We start from the raw sequence: 24,980 nt of genomic DNA, 5'->3' as shown, positions 1-24,980 counted from the left end.
TCCTGAAATTAATGAGAACTTTAAAATTGAAGCAGTTTTTACTTAAAATTGGTTTTTAAGTAAAAATCAGGTTTCATTTTTGTCTGCTTTTAAATGAATTTATGCTAAAAATCAGAAAAATAGGTTTAGAACTAAGGCAATTCACTAAATCATATACGTTGTTTATTGCAAACCTGCTTTTTAAAAGATTTTGTGACCACTTGCCCCCAATCAAGTCCAATAGAACGGTGCCCAGGCCGTAGGCGGATCAAACCGCAGACAATCTCCGGTCGCGATGCTCACCATACCGTTTGCTCAATGGGATACAGTTCAGCCGCGATTTTTGACGACTCATGGATTGAATAGTAGCAGGCCTGATGCTCCATCGCCTACCTTCGTCCCTGTTCAGAACAAACCACATCATGCTCAAAACGTTACGAATCGGATTGATCATACTGGCCGCCAGTGGGCTGTGTATGGCGCAATCCAGGTCCACTTATCCGCTCACGTATCAGAATCGCCAGATTAGTGTTGGCAAAGGCGGAGGATTTACCGGCGCATCGACGGCCTATTATCTGCTGGAAAACGGGAATTTATATGCCAAATCCACCGCAGATTCTCTCTTTACCCATCTGGGCAAAAAATCGGCCGCCGTTACCCGGCGGCTTTTCAACGAACTGGAAAAGACGTGTCAAATCAAAACCACCCGGTTTGACCAGCCGGGCAATGTCTACCAGTATGTGAGCTGGAAAAAAAATCAGCAGGAATTCAAAGTGACCTGGGGTAATCAGCGGCAACCGCCACCGGCCCGGTTTGTCAAATTTTACAAGTCGTTTATGGCGCAGATTCCGGCAACAAAACGCGCTGATTGACAGGATTTTACCAACAACAAATACACCCATGAAATCAATTTTATCCACCTTTTTTCTGGCCTGTGCGGTCGGCGCACTGGCACAGTCTCCGCAACCCGGCTTTGAACGAAAGCTCAAAAGCCAGGCTCCAACGCCCGGATTAGCACAAAAACTGAAGGCTGACGTAATGCCCGTTGCGGCCCAAAAAAGCAATTTCCGCATGGCCGCCGGGGCCAATACCGCTCAATTTGACGCCCGGACCCTGAAATTGCGGATTGTGCACGACACGGCGACCAGTCTGCCGGTATTCATTGAAAACCGGTCGCCCGTTTCTTCGACCAAAGGGGCCAGAATGAGCGCCCGGTCGTCGGCATTTTCGTTTATGACCCAGATCAGGACGCTGCTGAAGATTGAAAAACCGGAGGAGCAATTTCAGATTACCAGGACTGAAACCGACCAGTTGGGGCAAACCCATATCCGGATGACCCAAACGGTTCAGGGCGTTCCGGTTTATGGCAGTGAACTGGTTGCTCACCTCACAAATGGAACGGTTACGCTGCTCAACGGCCACTACCGGGTTGCCAAAAACGCATCGACCCAGCCCCGGCTTTCGTTGAAAGATGCAACGGATCGGGCTTTTGAGGATATTGGCAACGAGTCGATTGTGCGGCCTTTCGGGCAGAATGTCTTCAACCTAAAACCGTCGGAAGGCGCTTTGTGCCTGTATCCGATGGGTGAAAAAATGGTGCTGGCGTATACTTTGACGATTCGGCCCAATATGCTCGAACGGTGGCAGTATATCGTCGATGCGCAAACCGGGGCAGTGCTGAATAAATACAACAATACCTGCGGGGTGGATGGGCCGGTGAAAGCATCGGGCAAGGATTTGAACGGCATAATGCGAAATTTCCAGACGTATCAGTCGGGAACGAACTACTATTTACTGGATGCAACACGATCCATGTACGATGCCAAAAAATCGACCATTAAAAAACCGGTGGGTGCCCTGGTTACGTACGATGCTAAAAATAAGCAGGAGACCGATGGCACTTTTCGTTTTTATGACATCACTTCGAAAGATAACAAGGACTGGAATTCCAACGCGATTTCGGCACACACCAACGCGGCATTGGCCTATGATTATTATGAAAAAACGCACAAGCGGAATTCATTAGATGGCAAAGGGGGAACCATGGTGTCGATTGTCAATGTGCTCGAAGACGGCAAAGCGATGGACAATGCCTTCTGGACCGGAGAGTTTATGGTTTATGGCAACGGCAATGTGTATTGTAAACCCCTGGCGGGCGGGTTGGATGTAGCCGGTCATGAAATGACCCACGGCGTGATCGATCACTCGGCGAATCTGATTTATCAGGAACAATCGGGTGCGATCAACGAGTCGATGGCGGATATTTTTGGCGCCATGGTCGACCGTGACGACTGGTTGATCGGGGAAGACATCGTCTTGAAAACCAAGTACACCTCTGGAGCCATGCGCAGTCTGTCGAACCCGAACCAGAACGGAAAAGGGACACTGGGCTACCAGCCCAAAACAATGGGCGAATTTATTGTTACCAAAGACGACAATGGCGGAGTACACCGCAACAGCGGTATTCCGAATCATGCCTTTTATCTGTTTGCCACGAAAATCGGAAAAGAGAAAGCCGAGCAGGTGTATTACCGCACCCTGACCACCTACCTGACCCTGAACTCGAAGTTTCTGGATTTGCGTCTGGCCGTGATCCGCTCGGCGGTTGATCTGTACGGCGAGAATAGTGCTGAAATGAAAGCGGCCAGGGATGCTTTTGATACCGTCGGCATAGTTGAAACGACTTCGCAGCCGGACGAACCGAAGGATTTGCCGGCCAACAACGGTCAGGACATGATTCTGCTCTACAGCATTGGCGACCAGAAATTGTATACGGCTCCCGTCAGCACCGGCAACCTGACCGCCCGGATCAAGGCCGAAGTGGCCCACCGCCCCAGCATTACCGACGATGGAAAGGCGGCTTATTACGTAACGACGGATGGCCGGATTCGGGCGGTAACGCTGACTGGCGCGGTCCAGGAAGTGATCATTTCTGATGAGCCTATCTGGGACAATGTGGCCATTTCGCGGGATGGCACCAAGCTGGCGGCTTTAACCAAAGAGAAGGATAAATCGATTTGGGTGTATAGCTACGACCTGAAAAAGTGGAAGAAGTTCCCCCTTAGCAATCCGTCTTCTGCCGAAGGCATTTCGACGGGTGAAGTGGAATATGCCGATTCATTCGAGTGGGATTTTGCGGGCGAAATTTTAGTGTACGACGCTTTTAACAAACTAAAGAGTGGCGATGGGGCCGATATTGAGTTTTGGGACGTGGGCTTGATCGATGTCTGGAATAATGATCAGAAAACGTTCGGCGATGGCAGCATTCTAAAGCTGTTCAAAAATCTGGAAGAAGGCGAAAGCGTCGGCAATCCGAGTTTCTCCCGAAACTCCCCGAACATCATTGCTTTTGATTATTATAACGATGTTGACCAAAGCTATAAAGTGTGGATCGGTGATCTGAAAACGGGGACACTCAACACGGTATTGACCAATGTGACTTTGAGTTTTCCGGCCTATTCCCGGCTTGATGACAAGCTTATATTCAATACGTTAAGTACGGGCGGTGATAAGGAAATGGTAGCATGGCTCGATTTGCAGGCTGATAAAATGACCGCGAAAGGCGATGTGAAACCGCTCTACGAAAACGCAAAATGGGCCGTTTGGTATGCCGCCGGAACGCGGGCCGAAACCGGTAAAACGGCGCAAACCATTACGTTCAACGCGCTGCCGGATCGTTACGCCGATGACGGTTCGTTTACGCTGTCGGCCACGGCTTCGTCTAAATTAGCGGTGAGTTTTGAGATCGTGTCGGGTTCGGCGACACTTTCGGGAAACCGCCTGACGCCCACCAAACCGGGGGTGGTGACGGTGCGCGCAACGCAGGCCGGCAACAATGAGTTTGCGGCCGCAACGCCGGTCGAGCGGAAGTTCAACGTGCTGGCGGTTACCGCAATCGAACCGACCTGGGCCGATGTGCTGAAAATTTATCCAAATCCGGTTGGGGCATCGCTGACGGTCGAACTGCCAGCGGGTGAGTATGTGGAGACGGTGACGTTATCAACGGTTTCGGGCGCTACGGTCATTGAGCAGCCGGTAAAAAACCGGGCTAGTCAAACCACGCTGGATACGAGTCTGTTGCCATCGGGTTTCTACGTCTTGAAAGTTCAGACGCCGAAAGGCGTGGTGTTTCGAAAGGTTGTGAAACCGTAAAGCTTACCCCGGCCGGGGCGTACTCATCAGCGGATTTAGTACGCCCCGGCCGGGGCTTAAAAGCGGTGGCTTGCATGCTGGTGGCTGTTGACAGGCTACCGCTCCGGGGTAAAGGATTGCCCTTGCTATGGCGCTTGGTTTCTGTTCTAAATCTCCGTCGTTTCGCCTTCGATGGCCAAATACGTTTCCGGAAAAACCGACCGGGCCTGAACCAGAAATTCGTCGGTGGTTTTGTAGCGCGACGAAAAGTGGCCGATCATCAACCGACCCACTTCCGCCTGAACAGCCGTTAAAGCCGCCTGACGGGCCGTGGAATGGAAGTATTTTTCGCTCAGCGCTTCCATATCGTCCAGAAACGAAGCTTCGTGATACAACAAATCCACTCCCCGAATCTGGTCGAACATCGCTTCATTATACCGCGTATCGGAACAAAACGCGTAGGAGCGGGGCCGGGGCGCGGGCAGGGTATAGTCTTCGGCGCTGTACAAAACCTGCCCCAGATCATCCAGAATGTCGTTTCCATCCTTTAAATGCCGATAAAAAGACACCGGTAAATCGGCGGGAATTTTGTCGGCAATCAGCTTCCGTTTCCGCATTTTCTCCCGAAACAGAAATCCCGTACAGTCGATGCGGTGTTGCAGCGGAATGGTTTCTACGGTGACGTTCGGATGGTCGAAAAGGAGCGTGGGCTGGTGCGGATCCGTTTCCTGAAAATGGAGGGGGTAATTCAGTTTGGTGTCTGAATACCGAAACTGCACCGTGATGATTTCCCACAGTCCGCGGGGGCCAAACAGCCACAGATCGTCGGTTCGTCCACTCAGGTTCAGACTCGACAGAAACGGAACCAGGCCGAAATAATGGTCGCCGTGGAGGTGGCTGATAAAAATATATTTGAGCCGACCGGGCCGCAGGTGGTTTTCAATCAGGCGGTATTGCGTACCTTCTCCGCAGTCGATCAGAAAATAATCGCCTTCAAGGGTCACCACCTGGGCGGTGGTGTGGCGGTCGAGCACGGGCGTTGCCGAACCGCTGCCAAGTATAGTCAGGTTGAATGTCATATTTTTTGTAAACTTGCCGGTAATCCATTCAGTTTCCAAAACGCAACTAATTCTTTCATGGATGCCCATTTGATTCGCGAACTTGCCAAAATGATCGATCATTCGCTGCTTCACCCGACGTTGACGGACGAAGAATTGCGGGAAGGGTGTGAACTGGCCCGACACTACGACGTGGCTTCGGTCTGCATCAAACCGTATGCCGTCAAACTGGCCGTTGGGCTGCTGGCCGGAACCGATGTGCGGGTCGGAACCGTCATCGGTTTTCCGCACGGCAACAGTGCGATGGTGGTTAAAATGGCCGAAACCGAGCAGGCCTGCCGGGATGGGGCCGTCGAAATCGACATGGTGGTGAACATCGGGAAGGTGCTGGGTGGGGAGTGGGACTACGTGACGCAGGAAATCCGGGCCATCAAAGCAACCTGCGCCCAACACGGGGCCATTCTGAAAGTCATTTTTGAAAATGATTTCCTGCCCGACGATGCATTCAAAATCCGGCTTTGCGAAATCTGCACGGAAGTGGGTGCGGAGTACGTGAAAACCTCGACGGGCTACGGGTTTGTGAAAGGCGCGGACGGCACGTATTCGTACGAAGGGGCAACGGAACACGACCTGAAGCTGATGCTCGATCACGTGGGGCCGGGTGTCAAGGTGAAAGCCGCCGGTGGCGTCCGAACGCTCGACGGTTTGCTGAAAGTCAAAGAACTGGGGGTGACTCGTTTGGGAGCCAGCGCCACGGCCGCCATTCTGGAAGAAGCCTACCGGCGTTTCGGCCGGGTGGATCCGCAGGCCGGCAGCGCGGAGATCAAAGAATCAAAAGGGTATTAATAAACGGAAAACCGTAAACTTTTCAACCAAGTACAATGCTGCATCTCGGATTTGTTAGTGCGATTCTGGCGGAGTATGAGCTGGAACAGGTGTTAAAATTTGCGTCTGAACAACGGTTCAAGTGCGTCGAAGTGATGTGCTGGCCCACCGGTAATGCGGACGCCCGGCGGTATGCAGGGGTGTCGCATATCGACGTGGATAATCTGGATATCAAACACATTCAGCACCTTACGCAAAAATATGGCGTGTATATTTCGGGATTAGGCTATTACCCCAATCCGCTCGACCCCGATCCGGAAAAAGCGGAGTATTACCGCGAACACATCAAAAAAGTAATCCGGGCGGCTGCCAGGCTGAATGTGCCGGTGGTCAATACCTTCATCGGTCGAAATCCGTCGCTTACCATCACGGAGAATCTGAAGCTGTTTGCCGAACACTGGCCCGCCATTGTGAACGTGGCCGAGGAAAACAATGTAAAAATCGGCATCGAAAACTGCCCCATGTGGTTTACCGATGATGAATGGCCGGGGGGCAAAAATCTGGCGACGACACCGGCCATCTGGGACCGGATGTTCGAAATCATCCCGTCGCGGATTCTGGGATTGAATTACGATCCGTCGCACCTGATTTTTCAGATCATGGACGAAGTCCGGCCCATTTACGACTACAAAGAGCGCCTGCACCACATTCACCTCAAGGATGTGAAACTGTACCGCGACAAGCTGAACCGCGTTGGAATTATGGCCAATCCGCTGGAATACCATTCGCCCAAACTTCCCGGTTTGGGCGATGTGCGCTGGCGGGATTTCTTCACGGCGCTGACCGACGTGCGGTACCGCGGCCCGGTTTGCATCGAGGTGGAAGACAAGGCATACGAAGGCAGTTCCGAAGACGTTCAAACGGCCATTTTAACGGCCCGGAATTATTTGAGCCAGTTTCTGGCGCTTTCCTGACCCCGGTTTCCGCCCTCTCAATACTTCCGGTAGATTGGCACCCCTGGCTTTATGAGCAACCCGAAACGACTGTTTCCCGGCCTGAGAAAGCGAATCAGCCGATTTCGTCTCAAGCATACCTACTGGACCTTTACTGACTCAACCGGAAGAGCCGGTTTTGCTGTTGTTGGCAGTCCCAATGGCCGTCATCCTTACCAGCGGCTTTACCTCAATGAGCACGAAGGAATACGGGTCCAGGCCCATCTTTACGAAGGCGGTGGGGCCGTTGCCCGACGGCTGATTCCGGGCCGTGGGTTGGTCGTGTTGTCCGAAGCCGACCTTCCGGACGAGTTGGCGAATGAAACCGTGCGGGTTCCTAATTTTATTGATGCGGTGATTTCGCTGCCGATTACGCCGGAAGCGTACTCTTTGGGGTTACCTCATTCTGCCCGGGAAGATGTTCGCCGGGCGCGGAAAGCCGATTATACGTTCGAGATATCGAGGGATGCAGACTGGACAGCGGAGTTTTTTTGCCGGTATTATCGGCCCTCCATGCAAGGTCGGCACGGGGATGAAGCGTACATTATGCCTCAGCAGGAAATCGCGGCTCTGGTAACCGGGCAGAACGCCGAATTTGTCAAAATCCTTTCCGGCGGTATTTGCATCGCAGCGATGTTGGCTCAGGTTGAGGGCGATAACTACCATTTTCTTCGCCTGGGATGGCTCAACAATGATTCGGCGTATGTGAAGCAGGGCGCCATAGCGGCTTTATACTGGTTTTTAATTCAACGCGCTTTTCAGTTGACCTGTTCCACTGTGTTTTTGGGCGGAACGCCAACTTACCTGGAAAGTGGCGTTTTGAAGTTCAAAATGAAATGGGGCGCTCAGCTTTGCGGGGCCAATTTGACATACGGTTTTCGGAGATTACTGCTCGATCCGGCCCAGCCAGTTTGTTACCGGTTTTTACAGAAATATTCTTTAATTGCCTTCGATTCGGATGATTCATTGGTCGTGTTAAGTAGCAAACACCCCGATCAGGTCGGCATGCCCGAGCGCATTTTGTCGTCAATAAAAAGCTGGTATGTATTGCGAACCGATCGAATAGTTCAACCGCAGGAAGGAGGGAAGCTGCCTTCACTTTTAAACCACTGGTACGAGAAAATACCGGTTTCTACACGCTATGCCGAAATTTAAAGCCGCCCTCATCGGAGGGGGGAACATTGCCGATAAAAACCACATTCCGGCCCTGAAACAACGGTCTGATCTGGTCGAAATCATGGCCGTCTGCAGCCGGGATCAGTCAAAAGCCCGCGCCCTGGCCGACCAGCACGGTATTCCGCACGCTTTTGACGATGCTTCCGAAATGTACCGCCAATGCCAACCGAATCTGGTGATCAATTGCACACCGAATAATCTGCATTACCCCTACACGATGCAGGCGCTCGAAAACGGCTGTCACGTGTTGTGCGAAAAACCGCCCGCCCTGCACGCGCACGAAGCCCGGGAAATGGCGGATCTGGCGGCCCGGAAAGGCGTGGTGCTGGCGTATAACCTGCAACTGCGGCAAACGAGCGAGTGGGAGCTGATGATGCGGTGCAAGTCTGAGGGACAACTGGGCGAGATCTATCACATCAAAGCGCATTTTTTGCGTCGCCGGGGCATTCCCGGCTGGGGGTATTTTACCAATAAAAAGATGCAGGGCGGGGGTGCTCTGATGGATTTGGGCGTCCACGTGCTCGATCTGGCCCTTTGCGCCCTCGACTATGCCGTTCCAACGCACATTCTGGCAAATACCTATGATTTCATCGGGAAAACCGGCAGCAAAGGATTGATGGGCTCCTGGGACCCGCAGAAGTTTGAAGTGGAAGATGCCTGTATGGCGTATCTGTCGTTCCCGAACCGGGCGTCGATTATGCTGTCGGCGTCATTCGCGCTGAATACAAAAACCGATGTCGACCGGAATCTGGAGGTATTTGGAAGCAAAGGCGGGGCGAAATTATTCCCGTTTTCACTCTATACCGAAGTTGGCGGTGAACTGGCCGACGTTCACTTTCCGTACCTGGAAGACGTTGATATTCAGCTCAGGAACACGGCGGCTTTTCTGGATGCCTGTCTGGGAAAACCGTCAAACGTCTGTACGGCGGAACAGGGCGCTATTTTGCAGGAGGTGGTGGAGCGGATTTATGGGTCGGCGGAAAGAATTGGATAAGCGAGGTTTAAAAGTCAGGAGAACAGGCTTTTCAAGCATCATCCTTGAAATTTAAAAATCGAACTTTTAAATTTCAAGGATGATGCTTGAAAAGCCAATTGCTGCTATCAATCGTCCGAGCTTCCCCCAAACTCGTAGCTGTCGTCGTCTTCGCTGCGGAAGTCGTTTTCGAGTTCGTTCATAAAAACCGCGTCGATGGCTTCTTCGACTGTGGGCAGAATGGTCAGATCGGGGATTTTTGATCCATCCAGAAAATCAATGACATCCTCGCTTTTCGTAACCAGAATCAACAAACCGGATTCATTGGTGCACTGCCGGGTTATTTTCCGGATGACCGGGACACCCGTAGTCTCCACTTCGGTTACCGGCGTAAAGTCGACAATAATATTGCTGTAGCCTTCCCGGAACAAATTACGGCTGAGGGTCTCGAAGGTTGTCGGGACTTCCCCACCAAATACCGGTTCATTCAGCGTAACGAGCGAATATTGCTCGTTCTTTTCGATTGCATAATTCATAATGAATAACCCTTTTTCCGTTTTAAAAATACGTAACAGTCAGCGAGCGACGGATATTTTCTTCAATACGGTGGTAAATATTGTCAGTTTCGGAGCGAATAAACGCCTGTCCGGTAACCTTTTCGTACAGTTCGATGTACCGATTGGAAATCTGATCGATCCATTCGGCCTTCATTTCCGGAATCGTCTGTCCTTCTTTGCCCTGGAAGTTGTTGGCAATGAGCCATTCCCGCACAAATTCTTTCGATAATTGTTTCTGCTGGAGGCCTTTTTCCTGATTTTCGGCGTACGAATCCACGTAAAAATACCGGGAAGAGTCGGGTGTATGAATTTCGTCGATCAAATAAATCTGCCCATCGAGCATCCCGAATTCATATTTGGTATCGACCAGAATCAACCCGCGTTCGGCGGCCATTTCCGTGCCGCGTTTGAAAAGCGCCAGCGCATAGGTTTCAAGCTGAACGTATTCGCTTTCCGGGACAATGCCCTGAGCCAGAATCTCTTCCCGCGAAATATCCTCGTCGTGTCCTTCCTGCGCTTTGGTGGAGGGGGTAATAATGGGTTCCGGCAGCCGGTCAGCTTCCTTCAATCCATCGGGGAGCGAAACGCCACAAAGGACCCGTTTTCCTGCCCGGTATTCGCGCCAGGCATGACCCGCCAGATACCCCCGCACCACCATCTCGACCGGATACGACTGGCATTTCAGCCCCACGCTCACGTTCGGGTCGGGAACATCGAGGAGCCAGTTGGGAACGAGGTCGGCCGTGGCCCGCAAAAAATGGGCTGCGGTCTGGTTCAGAACCTGGCCTTTGAACGGAATCGGAACGGGCAAAACGACATCGAATGCCGAAATCCGGTCGCTGGCCACCATGACAAGACGGTCCTGGAAATGATAAACATCCCGGACTTTGCCCCGGTAAAACCCGGTTTGTCCGTCAAAATTGAAATTGGTTTCCTGAATGGCCTGCTTCGGATTACTCATTTTGGATGATTCTTAACTTTTACACTCATCGTTGCAATTACAAATGTAAAAGTAACTGGTCCTGTTATCGTTAAACTTTAAATCTTTTCAATCACCAGGGCCGACGCGCCACCTCCGCCGTGGCAGATTCCGACCGCGCCGATATGGCCATTTTGCTGCTGTAAAATGTTGGTCAGCGTGGTAACGATGCGCGCTCCCGACGCTCCCAGCGGATGACCCAGCGAAACCGACCCGCCGTTTACATTTAGTTTATGCTGCGGTATTTCCAGCAATTCGCTGCATACCAGCGCCACGACTGAAAACGCTTCGTTGATTTCGTAAAAGTCAACGTCCTCCGGTTTAACGCCCGCCCGTTTCAAGGCCGCCGGAATCGCCAGCGTCGGTGCCGTCGTAAAAAGGGCGGGTTCCTGCTCGGCATCGGCGTAGCCGAGAATCCGGGCAATGGGTTTCAGCCCCAGCTCATCCGCTTTTTTCTGGCTCATCAGCACCAGTGCCGAGGCCCCGTCGTTGATGGTCGAAGCGTTGGCGGCTGTCACCGTTCCATCGGGCGTAAAAGCCGGTTTTAGTTTTGGAATCTTGTCAAAAAATACATTTTTATATTCCTCATCCTCCCCAACCGTCACACTGCCTTTGTTCGTCGGAACGTCAACGGGAATAATCTCGGCTTCAAATTTACCATTTTTCGTCGCTTCTGCCGACCGCTGATACGATTGAATGGCAAAAGCATCCTGTGTTTCGCGACTGATATTGTATTTTTTCGCCGTCCAATCGGCGAAAACACCCATCGCACACTGGTCATACGGATCGACTAAACCGTCTTTCGCCAACCCGTCGATCAATTGGGCATCGCCGTATTTATAGCCAAAACGTGCCTTGGGTACGTAGTAGGGCGCATTCGACATACTCTCCATGCCGCCGGCAATGATAACATCCGCCTGGCCCAGTTGAATGGTTTGGGCGGCCATCATGATGGCTTTTGTGCCCGAAGCACACACTTTATTGACCGTAGTACAGCGAACGCTGGGGGGAAGGCCCGCTTTCAGAGCCGCTTGCCGCGCCGGAGCCTGCCCCAGATTGGCGGAGACGACATTTCCCATAATCACCTCTTCCACCTGATCGGCTGGAACACCGGCTTTTTCATAGGAGGCCCTGATTGCCAGCGCACCCAGTTCGATTGCCGACAAAGGCGCCAATGCCCCGCCAAAGCTACCGATCGGCGTGCGGACCACCGAGACAATCACTACATCGTGTAGGTTCACTAGATTCTGTGTTTTGTTGATGAAAAACGGCCCACTAGTACGTATTGAATTTTTGCCGGTCTTTCGAGGTCGCCGATTGTTTTCGCTGGTGAATATACTGCACTTCACTGTCCTGCATGGCATTCAGAATGGATAATGCCTGCTCTTCGGACAGGTTCAGGGAGCGCAGCCGACGCAACAGTTCGCCTTTCGTATCGCCTTTCTCTACTTCCGTTCCACTTTCCCGGCCACTTTCAACCGCTGCTTCCGTTTCTTCCTGCCTGGGCCGCTGTTTGCGTTTGGGTTGCCGGGCGCTGGTGGGAGCGGGCTTACCGGAGTACGTTTTTTTAATCAATTCATAATTAAATTGGGCCGCTTCGAGAGCAGGAACGGTATTCAGCGCTTTTCGAAACCATGTCAGCGCCGTGGTTGAATCGCCCTGCAACACGGCGATAACCCCCAATTGCACTTCGGCGGCTGCCGCCAGAGCGGGTTGACTGACTTGGGCAACGAGCCTGTAATGCTTCTGAGCCTGCGCGTATTGCCGGAGTTGAAAATACGAATGCGCCAGATTCAGCCGGGCCGATGGTTCTACAAAAAGCGTGGAATTGACCAGGGCGACATACTGTTCGGCCGCCCGTTTGTAATTACCGGCCTGATAAGCCTTTTGCCCCTCAATACGCGCAATATTATCATGCGAAATCTTATCGAAAGAACGATTGTCATACAACCAGAGCAAAACCGATAAAATCAGGTAAGTCATCTTAGCGTTTAAATGGTTCGCAAAAATACGAACTCTTTCGGACAACTGGAACGTCGTTTAAAGCTTAAACGTTCGAACCGTCACCAGGAGGTCGATGGCAATCAGAACCAGGGCAACAACCAGAAAGTAGTAGTATTTATTGGTTGTTACCTCCAGTTTCCGCTGATCGACCAGCCGGTTTTCCAGATTCTCAATGGCCGACACGAGGGGGGTCAGGTCGCCGGACGAAGAGGCCAGTTCCAGATAGGAGCCCCGGGTTTCCTGCACAAACTGGCGCAAATAGCTGCGATTCAGGTGGGTATGAACAACCCTTCCGTCTTTGTCGAGCAGCTGGCCTTTGGCCGTCGGGATGGTGCTTCCCGTTTCGGTGCCCACACCGACCACAAACGGAGCAATCCCGTATCGGCGTAACTGAACCGCCAGCGCCGGGTCACATTCGCCGAAATCTTCGCCGTCCGTTAGCAAAATCAGCACTTTAGTTTGGTTGACATCCGTAGTTTCGGCCAGTTGTTTGCGGAGCGCCAGTTCGACGGCCGAGCACAGATTGGTGCCGGACTCGGGAACCAGATTGGTATTCAACGACTGGATAAAGAGAGCCAGTGCCCCCTGATCGGACGTCAGCGGGGCGTGAACATAGGCTTCCGTGGAAAAAACCAGCAGACCGAAGCGGTTTCCGGGCAGCGCGTTGATCAGCCGTTTTAGTTCATATTTTACTTTTTCCAGCCGTGTTGGCGGAATATCGGTCGCATCCATCGACTTCGAAAGATCGACGGCGATGTAAATATCTTTCCCTTCCGACACCAGTTCTTTTTCAACCACTCCGAACGACGGTCCCAGCAGTGCGACCAGTAAGAGAGTAAAATAACCGCTTCGCAGAAAAAATTTCGGGATGGTGGCCCAGGCTGTGGTTCCCAGTAGCCGGGCCACCCGAAAGATTCGAAAGAAATAGTAGCCATAGAGCAGTACAAAGACGGCTATGAACAAATATTCCGTTTGGGTCAGACTATGATTCCAATTCATGCAAACAGCGCAGGATCAGGACATCAACCAACCGGCGGTTGTTGAATTGAATCCGTGAAAGTGCGAAATTAGAAGGAAATGACCGGATGCCCTACCGTCGGCGGCAAATTACGGTGAAACTTTTTGGTCAAAATCTTGGCGAAACGGGATGAATACCTCTATATTTGTGACCCCAATCAGCGCAAAGCGGGTTTGGGTTTGTTTCGGAGAGATGCCTGAGTGGCCGAAAGGAACAGTTTGCTAAACTGTCGTACTGGCAACGGTACCGAGGGTTCGAATCCCTCTCTCTCCGCAAGACCGTAAATAAAACGGGAATATTCAGGTGCTGATTTTCTTTTCCGGATTAAAATCGTACCTTTGTGCTCTCGAAAGTAATCGGGGTGTAGCGTAGCCCGGTATCGCGCCTGGTTTGGGACCAGGAGGTCGTAGGTTCGAATCCTGCCACCCCGACGCTAAAAACCGCCTAAATTTAACGATTTGGGCGGTTTTTTTGTGCTCACTAGTTTCAAGGGCAGTTTTTTGTGCTCAATTTTTAGTGAAACAAGAGTTCAAATTCGGCAAAAGAGCCAATATCCCTACAAGCTTCCTCGTTTGGTTCAGTCTTCTAAAGGTGGTATATCATGTATTATAGCTGGAATCTCGATGATGAAAAACTCGAACGGAAACGGGTTAAAGTCATTGACAATACTGAAAAGGAGAAAATCAAAAATTCGGATGAGATAATTGGTTGGCCAACGAAATAATTGAAAAAATGGGTCTATGTAGGTGACAATCCGAAAGCCGAGCAAGAGAAGGAGCTACGCAGGCGCTGCATCGCCGGGCTATTCCTAAAAGCCGCCAAGGGTTGAAACAGGACGACTTTTTATATATAGAATAAATTTGAGATCAGGGTCTTAATAAAGGAGCGTTTTTGTGAGGCCTTGTCCACTATTCACTCACTTATTACGAGGGTCAAACAGGACACTTTTTGGAGAAAATTTATTTCGTTAACATCTCATTAACATTCTTTTGCAAGCCATTAACTAGATCCTAGCAGTAAGATAGGTAGGTTTGCTGAAACCATCGGGCCATAAAAAAGAACCAATGATGAAATACGTACCCGTATATACTTTGTTCTTGCTGTTTGTATTTTATACTTCCTGTAAAGGGCAAAACAAAACTGATCTACCAAAAGATACTATCAAGCCTGAAACCGATATCACTTCTCCCGAATTTCACAGTGTCACTCGTACGATCAGGCAGGATCGAAAGGGCAATATTTGGATTGCAACATTTGGGGGTGTTTTTCGATACGATGGAAAATCGTTTACCAATATCACTGGTAAAGTGAGTTCGGCTCGTTTCTTTTCTGTTTTAGAAGATAGAAAAGGCAACTTGTGGTTCGGCTCGATTGGCGCAGGGGTTTATTATTACGATGGAAAATCCTTTCGAAATTTTACAACCAGGGACGGACTGATTAATAATGAGATCGTTTGTATTTATGAAGATAAATCCGGCACGATTTGGTTCGGGGCTAACGGAGGGATAAGCCGTTATGATGGGAAATTCTTTCGAAATTACAGGCTGAATGGAGGTTCTATAGTTGAAGATAGAACAGGAATCCCCTTTCCGGATTTTACCCGGCCTCCGCATGAAATCAACACGATTATTGAAGACAAAACCGGCAAGTTTTGGATTGGTACCAGGGACAATACCTTCGTTTATGACGGTATAACTTTCACCAATACAACTCATATTGGCCATTCTTTTACCAATGTTCGTTCGATCATCGAAGATAAAAAAGGGTATATCTGGTTGGCAGGCAACGATGGCCTTTGGCGCTATGACGGCAGCACATTTACCAATTTTACCCAGGATTTTGTTGGCTATGTCATCGAAGATAAAAAAGGCAACATCTGGACGAGTTCACAAAGTGGTAACGACGCGAATTGGGTACTTTCCCGTTATGATGAAAAATCCTTGTCTGATAAAAAGCCTACGGTAACCGAAATGAAGCCAAAAGTAGGAATGATTTTTGGGCTATTAGCAGCGAATGATGGCAGTATGTGGTTCGGCTCTGGTGGGGTGTATCGGTATGATGGCACTACCATTACCGACTTTAAAAGGAAAAAAGAGGAGTAGGACTGTGAATAGCCGGCAATTTGAAGGTAGAACTATGTTCATCGCTGTTGGTTAAAACGCCCGTTTGACGCTTCATGAAAGGAGCGTTTTCGCGAGACCGTTGTATCTTTAACATATTTAGTCGAAGTTGGGAAAGGAGCGGGCATAGTCCAGGCCCTTTTCAACCCCGCCGTAGAGGAAGAATTTCAGATCGGGGTGAGCCGAAGCCCACTGCCGGAAGTAGTCCACGTAGGAAAGAAAATCGCCGGAAAGCATCGTGATATAGCTGGTTTAAGGCGAAAATGGGGTATTTGGGAGCTATGTGACAGGACAGGATTAAAAGTGTAATTACAAAAAAATGATCCAATCTTTCTTACATTGGATCATTGATTAACAAAACGGCACTTATATACCTAAAAGACTATGTTTAATCCTACTTGGATGCATCGTATGGGTAAAGTTCTCCTAAATACTGTTATTTATATAATAGTATTTATGGCATCATACCCTTTTATGTTTCTTTTTGCCTCTGCAAGTGAACCACCGATTTGGCAAAAAATCTTAGGGCATATCCTTTTTCCATGGGCTAGTTTGTTAAAGCCAAACTATATGTCGGAAGTCGTAATCTGTCTGCTGTTAAATGCCTTTACATGGGGAGTCATTATTCAATTGTTAATAGCGCTATCTGCGTATTTTAAAAGGTCGTAAAATTTGACTATTGATAGATTGTCGTTCTTATAAATCTTATTGCAACCTAGAAAAACTCTCATAACCTAAGACCAGTGGCTGTTGAAAAAGTTTGGAAGGGGGCCGGAAAGGCTGGTTTGATTGCTATTTTCCTGCTATTGAATAGCCCTAAAAGACCAATTTTTGAGGCCACTAATTGCGGGTAGCGACTTTTGTAACAGCCACGAATCTTATGTTATTCGAATTTTCTAAGATCAGCGGCCGGACAGATGCGAGTAAAACCACGCTTATCAGACCGATATAAGCTTGCTAACTGAGCCATCCTTTTTAAAGATAATATGCATGTCAACTCCAGACCCACCCCCATAGATAGTTCGTCCACTGGTCATCATCGGCTGACCATTTTTGTAAAACATGGGTTGACCATGTATGTCTAATATAGGTCTCGGTTGGGGAGGGGGCGGACGTTTGTTGACTCGAGTACCCACGACTTGAGCTAAACAGGTTTGCTCTTCGTTGGTCAACTTGGGATCATTCGGTAAGAACAAGTCATTATACCAAAGAATAGGTTTGCCCAAAACCGTTGACCAGCCAATTGGTGGTTTTCGTTCAGTGTAATAATCTTTGTAGCTCACCCCAATGTACCATTCTGTTTGGCCTAGTGGATCAATCCGTAGATGAAGCATAATAATGCCCGTATCTGCTTTCAAAAATCCTTTAGATTCACAAAAGCGGATATATTCTTTCAGCACTTTACGCTCTTTACGGCTGATGTTGATTAGTTGCTCACAAGGCTGGGCTAGTAGTGGGGGAGCCAGAATTACCGCAATTAAAACAGTGAGTGCTAGGCGTAACATAGCTTTATGTTAACATATAGGTGATTAATTTACAATTTTAGGTATACAAGGCATAGTCATTTCTTTTCACGTATGAAGATTTATAAAGCGCTTCTCTTAACTGCGGCTATCTTGCTATTTTTAGCTACTCTAGCCGCATTGTCTTTGCCTTATGGCTTTTTTACCTTTCTGCGCATCATAGTTTGTGGCGTGGCAGTCTATGCCGCTATACAGGTAAGGGACTCAGTCGTAGCGTTGATTGGCTTACTGATGGTAGCCTTCCTCTTTAATCCATTGGTGCCTATTCATTTGCCTCAGCAAATTTGGCGTATTATTGATTTGGCAACAGCTGCCGCCTTTATCCGACTGGCATTTAAGCCTTCAAAAAGGCAAAACCAGCAGGAGTTTTAAGCGTCTATTTATCATAATGCCACTTTATAACAGTTTGAAATGACCCGTTTACCCATTGATGATGGCGATCAGGAGCTAATTCAAAAAGCCCGCGATCTGATTGCCCTTCGGTATAAACCTGACCTTCACGCCGTCAGCTCAGTACTTAGAACCAAGTCAGGAAAAGTTTTTGAAGGAATCCACTTAGAAGCTTACATTGGCCGAATTGCCGTCTGCGCAGAAGCAGTTACGATTGGAATGGCAGCTACGCAAGGAGACAGTGATATTGATTCAATTGTAGCCGTTTACCACACTGGAAAAATAGTCGCTCCCTGTGGTATGTGTCGGGAGCTAATCTCTGACTATGCTACTGATGCTTTAGTGATCTTAGAAGATAATTCAGGCATTTTCAAGACTCCAGTACTTGATCTGTTACCAATTAAGTACGAGAGAGAATAAAATTATTGTTAAAACGTGGCTTAGGCCGCAAACAACCCACTTTTCTTTGATAGGTCGAATAACATAAAACTAGTTATCTAACGAGTCATAAGAAATACAAACTCCTCACTTGGCTTCTGACCGCAAATCCTCCATTTGTTTGTTTTCGCGTTTGATCTTCAAATTATTATCCCGCATAAAAATTCAGACGGTGTGTACATTCTGTTTGCAAACCTGATCAAAGTTGCCGAAAACACTCAGTTTGGCAATGTCCATCAGGGACGTTAAAATCCTTTCCCCGTTTTTGTACAGGGGCTGCTCGTCCGGCTCGTCGCTGTCATACACGTCCTGATAGGCTTTATAAAACCGCTTGTTCATCCACTCGAAGTATTTCAAAACCGCCATGACCTGCCCAATACTCATCTTCTGAAACCGGCGGGTGCGTTTGTCGGCCAGCACCGAATTGAACTCTTCGCGCAGATCGCCATTCCAGTCGGCCGACTGCCGGAACGTCTCGGCGTCCTTGCGCATTACCAGGACGGTATTCATTGTTCCTGCCAAACAATTTAGAGTGATCACTAAACGTCAAATCTCATGGCTTTCATCACCGTACTTCTTCCGTCATCGGCTTGTTCCGCAGCGGAACATAAAACATTTAGTAGTTAAATCAATTATGTTATTTACGGAAGACCGATTAGACGGAAAGCAACTTACCCAAAACGATTTAGATGATGAACTTATCCAGCATCTCCTCCCACATACCCTCGACCCAGCCTCAATGGGTGAAGCGTTTTGCCAGGCTTGGTCTGGTGGCCAAAGGAGTTGTGTACTGCCTGGTTGGTATACTGGCGTTTATGGCTGCTTTTGAAATCGGCGGCAGTACGGAACGGAATGTCAACAAACAGGGCGTCTTTCGATTTATACTGGATCAACCGTTTGGGCAGATTTTGCTGGCACTGGTGGCCGTAGGTCTGGTCTGCTACGCCCTCTGGCGGCTAACGCAGGCGTTTCTCGATAACGAGCACAAAGGGACCGACGCCAAAGGCATCGGTCGCCGGGTAGGGTATGCCTTCAGCGGATTGGTCTATGGATTCCTGGCGTATGGTTCTTTCCGGATGGTACTGGGTAGCCGGGGTAGTCAGGGCGGGGGTAATTCGCGCCAGACCCTCGTTCGGGAAATTCTGCAAAAACCGTATGGCCAATGGCTCGTCGGCCTGATTGGCCTGTGTATCATTGGCATCGGGTTGTACCAAATTTACCGGGCCTGGTCTGGTAAATACCTGAAGAATGTCCAGACCTCCTCCATCAAAACGGAACTGAAGGAGATGATCATCCGATCCGGGAAAATTGGTTATATCGCGCGGGGAATCGTCTGGGGGCTGATCGGATACTTATTTATCAAAGCCGCCATGGAGTCTAATGCCAGCGAAGTTGGAGGCAGTAGCAGTGCTTTCGCTTTTCTGGAGAAAGTCAGTTACGGCTCGTTTCTGCTGGGCGCCGTAGCACTGGGCTTGTTTTGCTACGGTATATATATGTTTGTACGCGCCCGGTACGAAGTGATCAACACCAATAGCTAAGTCACCCTGACGAGCAGGTCAACCGGACCGGGTCTCGCAGACTGGGTCCCGCGGACTATCTCACGCAGAGCATCAATAAATTTGCCGATTTGTAGCTTTCAAATCGCACTCTCCAGCACAAGATAGTGTAACATTTTATATACCTCCTACAACGTCATGGGTTTGTAAATTGTGGAAAGGATGGACTCGCTCAAGATCGTGGGGATCAGGGCCAGGTGGGCGACGGTGTATAGACCGAGTTTGGTGCACACCATTTTATTAAAGTGTTGATGTTCATTCGACGGCCCACCTCGCTGGCCTATTCGTAATACTCTTTCTCGGTTTTGCCGGTGGTGGCCATAAGTCGTGCTAAATTATGGCGGGAAAATGGGTCGTTTTGTGTTGATATACAGGAGATTATTTGTTTAGCTTCCCCTGTAAATTCTCTCCACAGAACGGATTAAAAAAGCTTTATTCCGAAATATTTTGTTAAAAATAATGTACGTAAGTATCTCGAAAATAGTATATTAGAGTAGAATTTTTGTGTTAATCTAATAGATACCAATAAACCTACTTCGATGCTATCAATAGAAATTCTAAGACCATATAACTCCATTAAACCCCCTTTTAAATTTTTGTTGAATAAGTTTACTGTATTAACCGGATTTAACGGAAGTGGGAAGAGCCATTTTTTAAAAGCGATATCAGAAAATTTGGCGATAGTTGAATACGATGGCATTAGATTAAGTAAATTCAAATACTATAGTACCGCATCTCTTTCTCCTAATGACGCTACTGCCGAATCAAGTGATAATATACAATCTGAAGTAGCACAATTATACAGTGCTTTAAAGTCTGTATTGAATGGAAATAGTGAAGTTACAATTGAAAATTTATCAAATTTTTTAAGTCATAGTAACTATGTTCGTATAATTAGAGAAGTTATCCAAAATTCAGGGATTAGTTTGTATGAACTAGATGAAAATATTATATATCAATATTATCCAGTTAATTTGATTGAGAATCAAGAATTTTTTCATCAACAGTTTTCGAAAATATTTAAAAGATATAATGATAAACTTGAAGAGAATCATTTCAACGAATATCTAACAAATGTAAAAGGTATAAATAAGCCATATTTCAGCGAAGAAAATTTTATTAAACTCAATGGACCAAAGCCATGGGAACTTCTTCAAGAATTATTGGATATAGCAAATCTTGATTATTTTCTTCAAATTCCTGAAAACTACAAACGAGGGGGCTCATATAGATTACGACTTATACATAAAATAAACAAAAGTAAAGTTGATTTTAATCAACTTTCATCAGGGGAAAAAATATTAATGTCTCTTGCACTGGCATTATACAATATTAACAATACTAAGTTAGCATCAAATGATGAAAAATTTACGGACTTACTTCTACTAGATGAGCCAGATGCGCCTTTGCACCCTTCCATGACTAAGGAGTTACTTAGGGTTATCAAAGATATATTTGTTGATAAACTAGGAATAGCTGTGATAATGACTACTCATTCTCCGTCAACGGTTGCAATGACTCCTGAAGAAAACTTATTTGTCATGAGAAAACAGGAGGAGCCAAGGATCGTTCATATAAAGAAACAGCAAATTTTGAATACACTTACCAAAGGAATCCCTACTTTGGGTGTTAATTCTGAAAAGCGAAGACAAGTATTTGTTGAAAGCGATAATGATGCAATGTGCTTTAATGAAATCTATAGAATAATAAAAGAAAAAATAGATTCCGAATATTCTTTGAATTTTGTATCCTCTGGGCCTGTCAAAAATAACACTGGAAATTGCGATCAAGTTAGATTAATAGTCAATTTGTTAAGATCACATGGAAATACGGCTATATACGGTGTTATAGATTGGGATTTAGAAAACAGTACTGATAGAGAGGGGAAAATATTTGTCCCTGGGGATGGGAGCAGATATAATATAGAGAATTTTCTTTTAGATCCAACAGCTTTGGGGCTCTTATTATTAATAGGGAATATAAAAAAGAAGAACTTTTTTGGAATTGATGATGAGATAAAAATAAGAGACATTTATAAAGATAAAGCAATGTTGCAAAGCATTGTAGATAATATTCTAAGAGACTTAACAAATATTGAAAGTAAGATTCAATTAAAAGATTTTGTAGAAGTATCTTACTACGGAGGTATGTCTGTTTATCTACCAAAAAGTTTTCTTGAAATTAATGGACATCAAATGGCAGACAGATTGGTAGAAGTTTATCCAGAACTAAAAAGATTCAATAAAATTGGCGGTGTTATCCTTCAAATTGTTTGTATAATTTATGAAGAATATCCAGAATTAATACCAACTGAAATATTTGGATTAATTCAAATGTTAAGCAATGATGAAAATTGATTTTAAACTTAAAAAATGAAATGAAAGAAAGGATTGAAGCAATCTTAACAGAATTAAGGAGACAAAGCGAAAGCATTGGAAAACCTTTAATTTTACCGGAGGAGTATAACACATCTGATCCAGTCATGAGAGCAAGAATGGAACGTAACGCTGGCTTTTTTCAAAGTTTAGAATTCTACAATGAACATTTGTCTAGCCAAGCTATGAATGCCTTCAAGGATTTAGCCGCTGTATTTCCTGAAATAACTGATTACTTTGATAATGATCCCAATTTTTTATATGCAAGGAATAAGCAAAGATATGATGAGATAATTCAATTATTGTCTTTCTATAATTCTAAGCTACCGAACTGATTTACAATAATACTGATGTGAGGTTTCATGAATTTTGTATCAGTATTATTGTCAAAAAGGTAGTTTTATAGTCTTTTGATACTGATGCTTCAGTTTACCCTTTACTCCCACCTTTTTCAACGTAACTAAATCTTTGCTAAATGCCCCCTGCAAGTACGCAAAATCTTTTTCTTCCGCATAGATGCTCCGAAACTCCGCCAATCCTCCCGCATTCACAAACGTATCCTTTCAGATCAGCCGGTATTCATAGGCATTTAGGCAACTGATCCAATAATCCTCGTTACAGTGAATCTTCGGGCTGGGTATACAGCCGCCGGAACGCCTTGAGGTCGTCATCGAGCATGAACACGCTGCCGAAATGCCGGATGATCCAGGCCCGCATCCAGATGGGTCATAACCTCGTTTTCGGGGTTGCACAACCGGCAGGCTGTTTCCTGACTTTCCGGAACACAGAGGACGCGCCTTCAACCATGCGGGTCGTCAGTGGCGTTTGTGGCTCGGAATTACGATTTGGCAGCTTTCCCTTATACGGGGGCTTCGCTTCTGTTTTTTCAGCGAAACCTAAGTTACTATACTTAGTTAACCAGGCAAATGGATCGAATCCTTAAAACCAAAATTAAATGTGTACCTTATTTCCCGATTGCCTATCCGTTCCTTCTCGCAGACGAACAAAGCAGTAAGTTAAATTTGAATAGGATACGGGATAGCAAGTTTAGTATTGTTTAGATAGCCTGTTTTGGGCGAAAGAGGCACCGAACCCACTCATGAAATACCTTTTTTTGTTGGCAGCCATTGTGGCCGAAGTCGTGGCAACCAGTGCCCTGAATGCTTCGCAGCAGTTTACCAAATTGCTGCCCAGCCTGATTACAATCGTGGGCTATTTAACCTCTTTCTACTTATTAAGCTTGGCGCTGCGGTCTTTGCCGATTGGATTGGTGTATGCCGTATGGTCAGGAGTCGGGATTGTTTTGACCGCTTTGGTGGGCATTTTTCTGTTTAAACAGGTTCCGGATGTGCCAGCGATCATTGGCATGGTCCTCATCATCGTCGGCGTGTTGGTGATGAACCTATTTTCTAAAATGGCAGGACATTGAACCTGAAAATCGATTCCCGTTCATTGGGGAAAAATGATTAAAAAGATGGCGCAATCGACCCTTTAGATTGTCGTGTTTACACCCTTCTTCTTGCTACTCAGGAGCCTACCTTTGTTGAAAGTGAACCCTAATGCCTCCATCCGAATGGCGCCCTTTACGAGGCACCCGGTTTTGATTGGCAGGCGGATTGAAAATGGATCAAGCAAACAATAAATACACAATCATGAAAATCCAGTCAAAAATCACCCCCTTCCTGTGGTTTAACGGGCAGGCCGAAGAAGCTATGAATTTTTACGTTTCCATCTTTAAAAATTCAGAAATACTGAGTCTGAACCGCATGGGTGCCGACGGGGCGGTTATGAGTGGGACGTTCCAGCTCGAGGGGCAAAAGTTCATGACGTTAAATGCCGGTCCGCAATTTACGTTCAATGAAGCGATTTCGTTGTTTGTAAGCTGTGAAACGCAGGAGGAAGTGGACGAATTCTGGGAAAAGCTTTCGGAAGGAGGCCAGAAGTCGAGGTGTGGCTGGTTGAAAGACAAATACGGGTTGTCGTGGCAGATTGTGCCTTCAACTTTGGGCGAATTGTTGTATGACAAGGACCCGGTTAAGTCGCAACGGGTTATGCAGGCCCTTCTGAAAATGGATAAAATTGACATCGCGACTTTGAAGCAGGCGTCCGTTGCTGCCTAGCCGTGACCAATGTTTTCGAGCCTGACGTAGAAACCAGGAAGCAGGCTACGAATAATTCGGCGGTGTGTTTTCTTGTGGAATTGCGGCTATTGCTGTACTTTTGGGCACCAGTCGTTCTGGTTGCGGAAGGGCTGATTCCGGCTTTTCGTCAAAAAATAAAGTTTTTGAATAACCGGTAACAGAACTCAGTTAATTTTTTACCGCCCGTATTTACTGACTTTAGTTTTTGGTCCCGTAGCTCAGTTGGATAGAGCATCTGATTTCTAATCAGACGGTCTTTGGTTCGAATCCAAACGGGATCACCTGATTTACAGTTAGATAGCCTCTCTTTTTAAGGGTGGCTATTTTATTTACGACCCGATTTAGATCCCTATCCCGCCTATTGCCATTTCTGGTACAAACCGACTTGTCCATTTGAGTAATGAATCCGGAAGAAGAAAAGGAGTTCAATGAAGCCTACCGGCAGATGGTTTACTGGCTCAATGAGCACCTGGAATCGAAGCGGGCGGCCATGGTGGAGCTTGCCAAGACAAAAGGAAAGCAGGGCTATACGGCTACGCAGTACGCGATCATGTCTTTTTCGGGGTCGACGGCCCTGTTTTTGAAAGAGGTGTACGAAGGTAAACGGGATTCATCAAACGAGGTAAAGCCATTAGGCTGATTATCAGGAGCTAAAACGATCGTAAAGCCAAATCGGGGTAGGCTGAATTTGAACTGGGGGAGGCAAAACCTGGAAGAACGTTTTCGCTCAGCGCATTCCAGGGTG

General features: G+C 47.4%; 24 protein-coding genes and 3 tRNA genes. 18 read left to right on the top strand and 9 right to left on the bottom strand.

The window, feature by feature from the left end; all coding sequences use genetic code 11:
- The first annotated feature begins 401 nt into the window (after positions 1–401).
- Together EHT87_RS08665 and EHT87_RS08660 are read left to right on the top strand one after the other, a co-directional pair.
- The gene (locus EHT87_RS08665) at positions 402–851 is read left to right on the top strand and encodes an FAD-binding oxidoreductase (RefSeq protein WP_124905812.1); all 450 of its coding nucleotides are present in this window, start codon (positions 402–404) and stop codon (positions 849–851) included.
- 28 nt (positions 852–879) lie between these two features.
- Complete coding sequence (locus tag EHT87_RS08660) at positions 880–4,131, top strand: M4 family metallopeptidase (RefSeq protein WP_124905810.1); 3,252 nt, start codon at positions 880–882, stop codon at positions 4,129–4,131.
- Between the two features lie 146 nt (positions 4,132–4,277).
- Here the strand turns inward: EHT87_RS08660 and EHT87_RS08655 are convergent, their stop codons facing one another.
- Positions 4,278–5,189, bottom strand: a complete 912-nt coding sequence (locus EHT87_RS08655) for a ribonuclease Z (protein WP_124905808.1) — start codon at positions 5,187–5,189, stop codon at positions 4,278–4,280.
- 57 nt (positions 5,190–5,246) lie between these two features.
- Between EHT87_RS08655 and deoC the strand changes: the two genes are divergently transcribed.
- Genes deoC through EHT87_RS08635 form a run of 4 tightly spaced genes read left to right on the top strand, consistent with a single transcriptional unit; the run spans position 5,247 to position 9,155 of the window.
- A complete protein-coding gene (deoC, locus tag EHT87_RS08650) occupies positions 5,247–6,014 on the top strand; it encodes a deoxyribose-phosphate aldolase (protein WP_124905806.1) in 768 nt (255 codons plus the stop codon).
- A gap of 35 nt (positions 6,015–6,049) precedes the next feature.
- Entirely contained in the window at positions 6,050–6,967 is a 918-nt protein-coding gene (locus tag EHT87_RS08645; RefSeq protein WP_124905804.1) for a sugar phosphate isomerase/epimerase family protein, read from the top strand.
- Between the two features lie 51 nt (positions 6,968–7,018).
- On the top strand, positions 7,019–8,140 hold the full coding sequence (locus EHT87_RS08640; protein WP_124905802.1) for a GNAT family N-acetyltransferase: 1,122 nt from the start codon (positions 7,019–7,021) through the stop codon (positions 8,138–8,140).
- Positions 8,127–9,155 (top strand): Gfo/Idh/MocA family protein, encoded by a 1,029-nt coding sequence (locus tag EHT87_RS08635; RefSeq protein ID WP_124905800.1) that lies wholly within the window; start codon positions 8,127–8,129, stop codon positions 9,153–9,155. The genes EHT87_RS08640 and EHT87_RS08635 overlap by 14 nt, the downstream gene beginning before the upstream one ends.
- A gap of 107 nt (positions 9,156–9,262) precedes the next feature.
- On the opposite strand, the gene EHT87_RS08630 is transcribed toward EHT87_RS08635, so the two are convergent.
- The 5 genes from EHT87_RS08630 to EHT87_RS08610 form a co-directional block, all read right to left on the bottom strand.
- On the bottom strand, positions 9,263–9,670 hold the full coding sequence (locus tag EHT87_RS08630; protein WP_124905798.1) for an STAS domain-containing protein: 408 nt from the start codon (positions 9,668–9,670) through the stop codon (positions 9,263–9,265).
- Positions 9,671–9,692: 22 nt separating this feature from the next.
- Positions 9,693–10,652, bottom strand: a complete 960-nt coding sequence (locus tag EHT87_RS08625) for a phosphoribosylaminoimidazolesuccinocarboxamide synthase (protein ID WP_124905796.1) — start codon at positions 10,650–10,652, stop codon at positions 9,693–9,695.
- A gap of 77 nt (positions 10,653–10,729) precedes the next feature.
- The gene (locus tag EHT87_RS08620; protein ID WP_229320905.1) at positions 10,730–11,911 is read right to left on the bottom strand and encodes an acetyl-CoA C-acyltransferase; all 1,182 of its coding nucleotides are present in this window, start codon (positions 11,909–11,911) and stop codon (positions 10,730–10,732) included.
- Positions 11,912–11,945: 34 nt separating this feature from the next.
- Positions 11,946–12,653, bottom strand: a complete 708-nt coding sequence (locus EHT87_RS08615) for a tetratricopeptide repeat protein (protein WP_124905792.1) — start codon at positions 12,651–12,653, stop codon at positions 11,946–11,948.
- 57 nt (positions 12,654–12,710) lie between these two features.
- Positions 12,711–13,673, bottom strand: a complete 963-nt coding sequence (locus EHT87_RS08610) for a vWA domain-containing protein (RefSeq protein ID WP_124905790.1) — start codon at positions 13,671–13,673, stop codon at positions 12,711–12,713.
- Between the two features lie 205 nt (positions 13,674–13,878).
- On the opposite strand from EHT87_RS08610, the gene EHT87_RS08605 reads away from it, so the two are divergent.
- The 3 genes from EHT87_RS08605 to EHT87_RS08595 all read left to right on the top strand — a co-directional run bounded on the left by EHT87_RS08605 (position 13,879) and on the right by EHT87_RS08595 (position 15,794).
- Positions 13,879–13,965, top strand: a tRNA-Ser gene (locus EHT87_RS08605).
- 84 nt (positions 13,966–14,049) lie between these two features.
- Positions 14,050–14,123: transfer RNA gene (locus tag EHT87_RS08600), tRNA-Pro, on the top strand.
- Between the two features lie 633 nt (positions 14,124–14,756).
- Positions 14,757–15,794: a ligand-binding sensor domain-containing protein gene (locus EHT87_RS08595; protein ID WP_221621987.1), complete on the top strand. Its 1,038-nt coding sequence runs from the start codon at positions 14,757–14,759 to the stop codon at positions 15,792–15,794.
- A gap of 117 nt (positions 15,795–15,911) precedes the next feature.
- On the opposite strand, the gene EHT87_RS31250 is transcribed toward EHT87_RS08595, so the two are convergent.
- Together EHT87_RS31250 and EHT87_RS08590 are read right to left on the bottom strand one after the other, a co-directional pair.
- Entirely contained in the window at positions 15,912–16,049 is a 138-nt protein-coding gene (locus EHT87_RS31250; RefSeq protein WP_185716163.1) for a hypothetical protein, read from the bottom strand.
- Positions 16,050–16,750: 701 nt separating this feature from the next.
- Positions 16,751–17,317, bottom strand: a complete 567-nt coding sequence (locus EHT87_RS08590; RefSeq protein WP_124905788.1) for a hypothetical protein — start codon at positions 17,315–17,317, stop codon at positions 16,751–16,753.
- A gap of 72 nt (positions 17,318–17,389) precedes the next feature.
- Here EHT87_RS08590 and EHT87_RS08585 point away from each other — a divergent pair, with 72 nt between their 5' ends.
- Together EHT87_RS08585 and EHT87_RS08580 are read left to right on the top strand one after the other, a co-directional pair.
- Positions 17,390–17,707: a DUF6804 family protein gene (locus EHT87_RS08585; protein ID WP_124905786.1), complete on the top strand. Its 318-nt coding sequence runs from the start codon at positions 17,390–17,392 to the stop codon at positions 17,705–17,707.
- 39 nt (positions 17,708–17,746) lie between these two features.
- Positions 17,747–18,145, top strand: a complete 399-nt coding sequence (locus EHT87_RS08580; RefSeq protein ID WP_124905784.1) for a cytidine deaminase — start codon at positions 17,747–17,749, stop codon at positions 18,143–18,145.
- 183 nt (positions 18,146–18,328) lie between these two features.
- Here EHT87_RS08580 and EHT87_RS08575 read toward each other — a convergent pair whose 3' ends face one another.
- Positions 18,329–18,673: a hypothetical protein gene (locus tag EHT87_RS08575; RefSeq protein WP_124905782.1), complete on the bottom strand. Its 345-nt coding sequence runs from the start codon at positions 18,671–18,673 to the stop codon at positions 18,329–18,331.
- 179 nt (positions 18,674–18,852) lie between these two features.
- Between EHT87_RS08575 and EHT87_RS08570 the strand changes: the two genes are divergently transcribed.
- From EHT87_RS08570 to EHT87_RS08540, 7 genes are all read left to right on the top strand, one after another.
- Complete coding sequence (locus EHT87_RS08570; protein ID WP_229320903.1) at positions 18,853–19,701, top strand: DUF1206 domain-containing protein; 849 nt, start codon at positions 18,853–18,855, stop codon at positions 19,699–19,701.
- A gap of 557 nt (positions 19,702–20,258) precedes the next feature.
- Positions 20,259–22,076 (top strand): AAA family ATPase, encoded by a 1,818-nt coding sequence (locus tag EHT87_RS08565; RefSeq protein ID WP_124905780.1) that lies wholly within the window; start codon positions 20,259–20,261, stop codon positions 22,074–22,076.
- A gap of 20 nt (positions 22,077–22,096) precedes the next feature.
- Complete coding sequence (locus tag EHT87_RS08560) at positions 22,097–22,429, top strand: hypothetical protein (protein ID WP_124905778.1); 333 nt, start codon at positions 22,097–22,099, stop codon at positions 22,427–22,429.
- Positions 22,430–23,193: 764 nt separating this feature from the next.
- Positions 23,194–23,523 carry a DMT family transporter gene (locus tag EHT87_RS08555; RefSeq protein WP_124905776.1) on the top strand — a complete coding sequence of 110 codons (330 nt, stop codon included), beginning with the start codon at positions 23,194–23,196 and terminating at the stop codon, positions 23,521–23,523.
- Positions 23,524–23,746: 223 nt separating this feature from the next.
- On the top strand, positions 23,747–24,214 hold the full coding sequence (locus tag EHT87_RS08550; RefSeq protein ID WP_124905774.1) for a VOC family protein: 468 nt from the start codon (positions 23,747–23,749) through the stop codon (positions 24,212–24,214).
- A 228-nt stretch (positions 24,215–24,442) separates the two neighbouring features.
- A tRNA-Arg gene (locus EHT87_RS08545) sits at positions 24,443–24,516 on the top strand.
- Positions 24,517–24,635: 119 nt separating this feature from the next.
- Positions 24,636–24,875, top strand: coding sequence for a hypothetical protein (locus EHT87_RS08540; RefSeq protein ID WP_124905772.1), 240 nt, complete (start codon positions 24,636–24,638; stop codon positions 24,873–24,875).
- Positions 24,876–24,980: the final 105 nt, after the last annotated feature.

The sequence above is a fragment of the Larkinella knui genome, assembly GCF_003858645.1.
Taxonomy (GTDB): Bacteria; Bacteroidota; Bacteroidia; order Cytophagales; family Spirosomataceae; genus Larkinella; species Larkinella knui.
The sequence above is the reverse complement of the archived record's forward strand: the minus strand, read 5'-3'. Positions and strand labels throughout refer to the sequence as shown.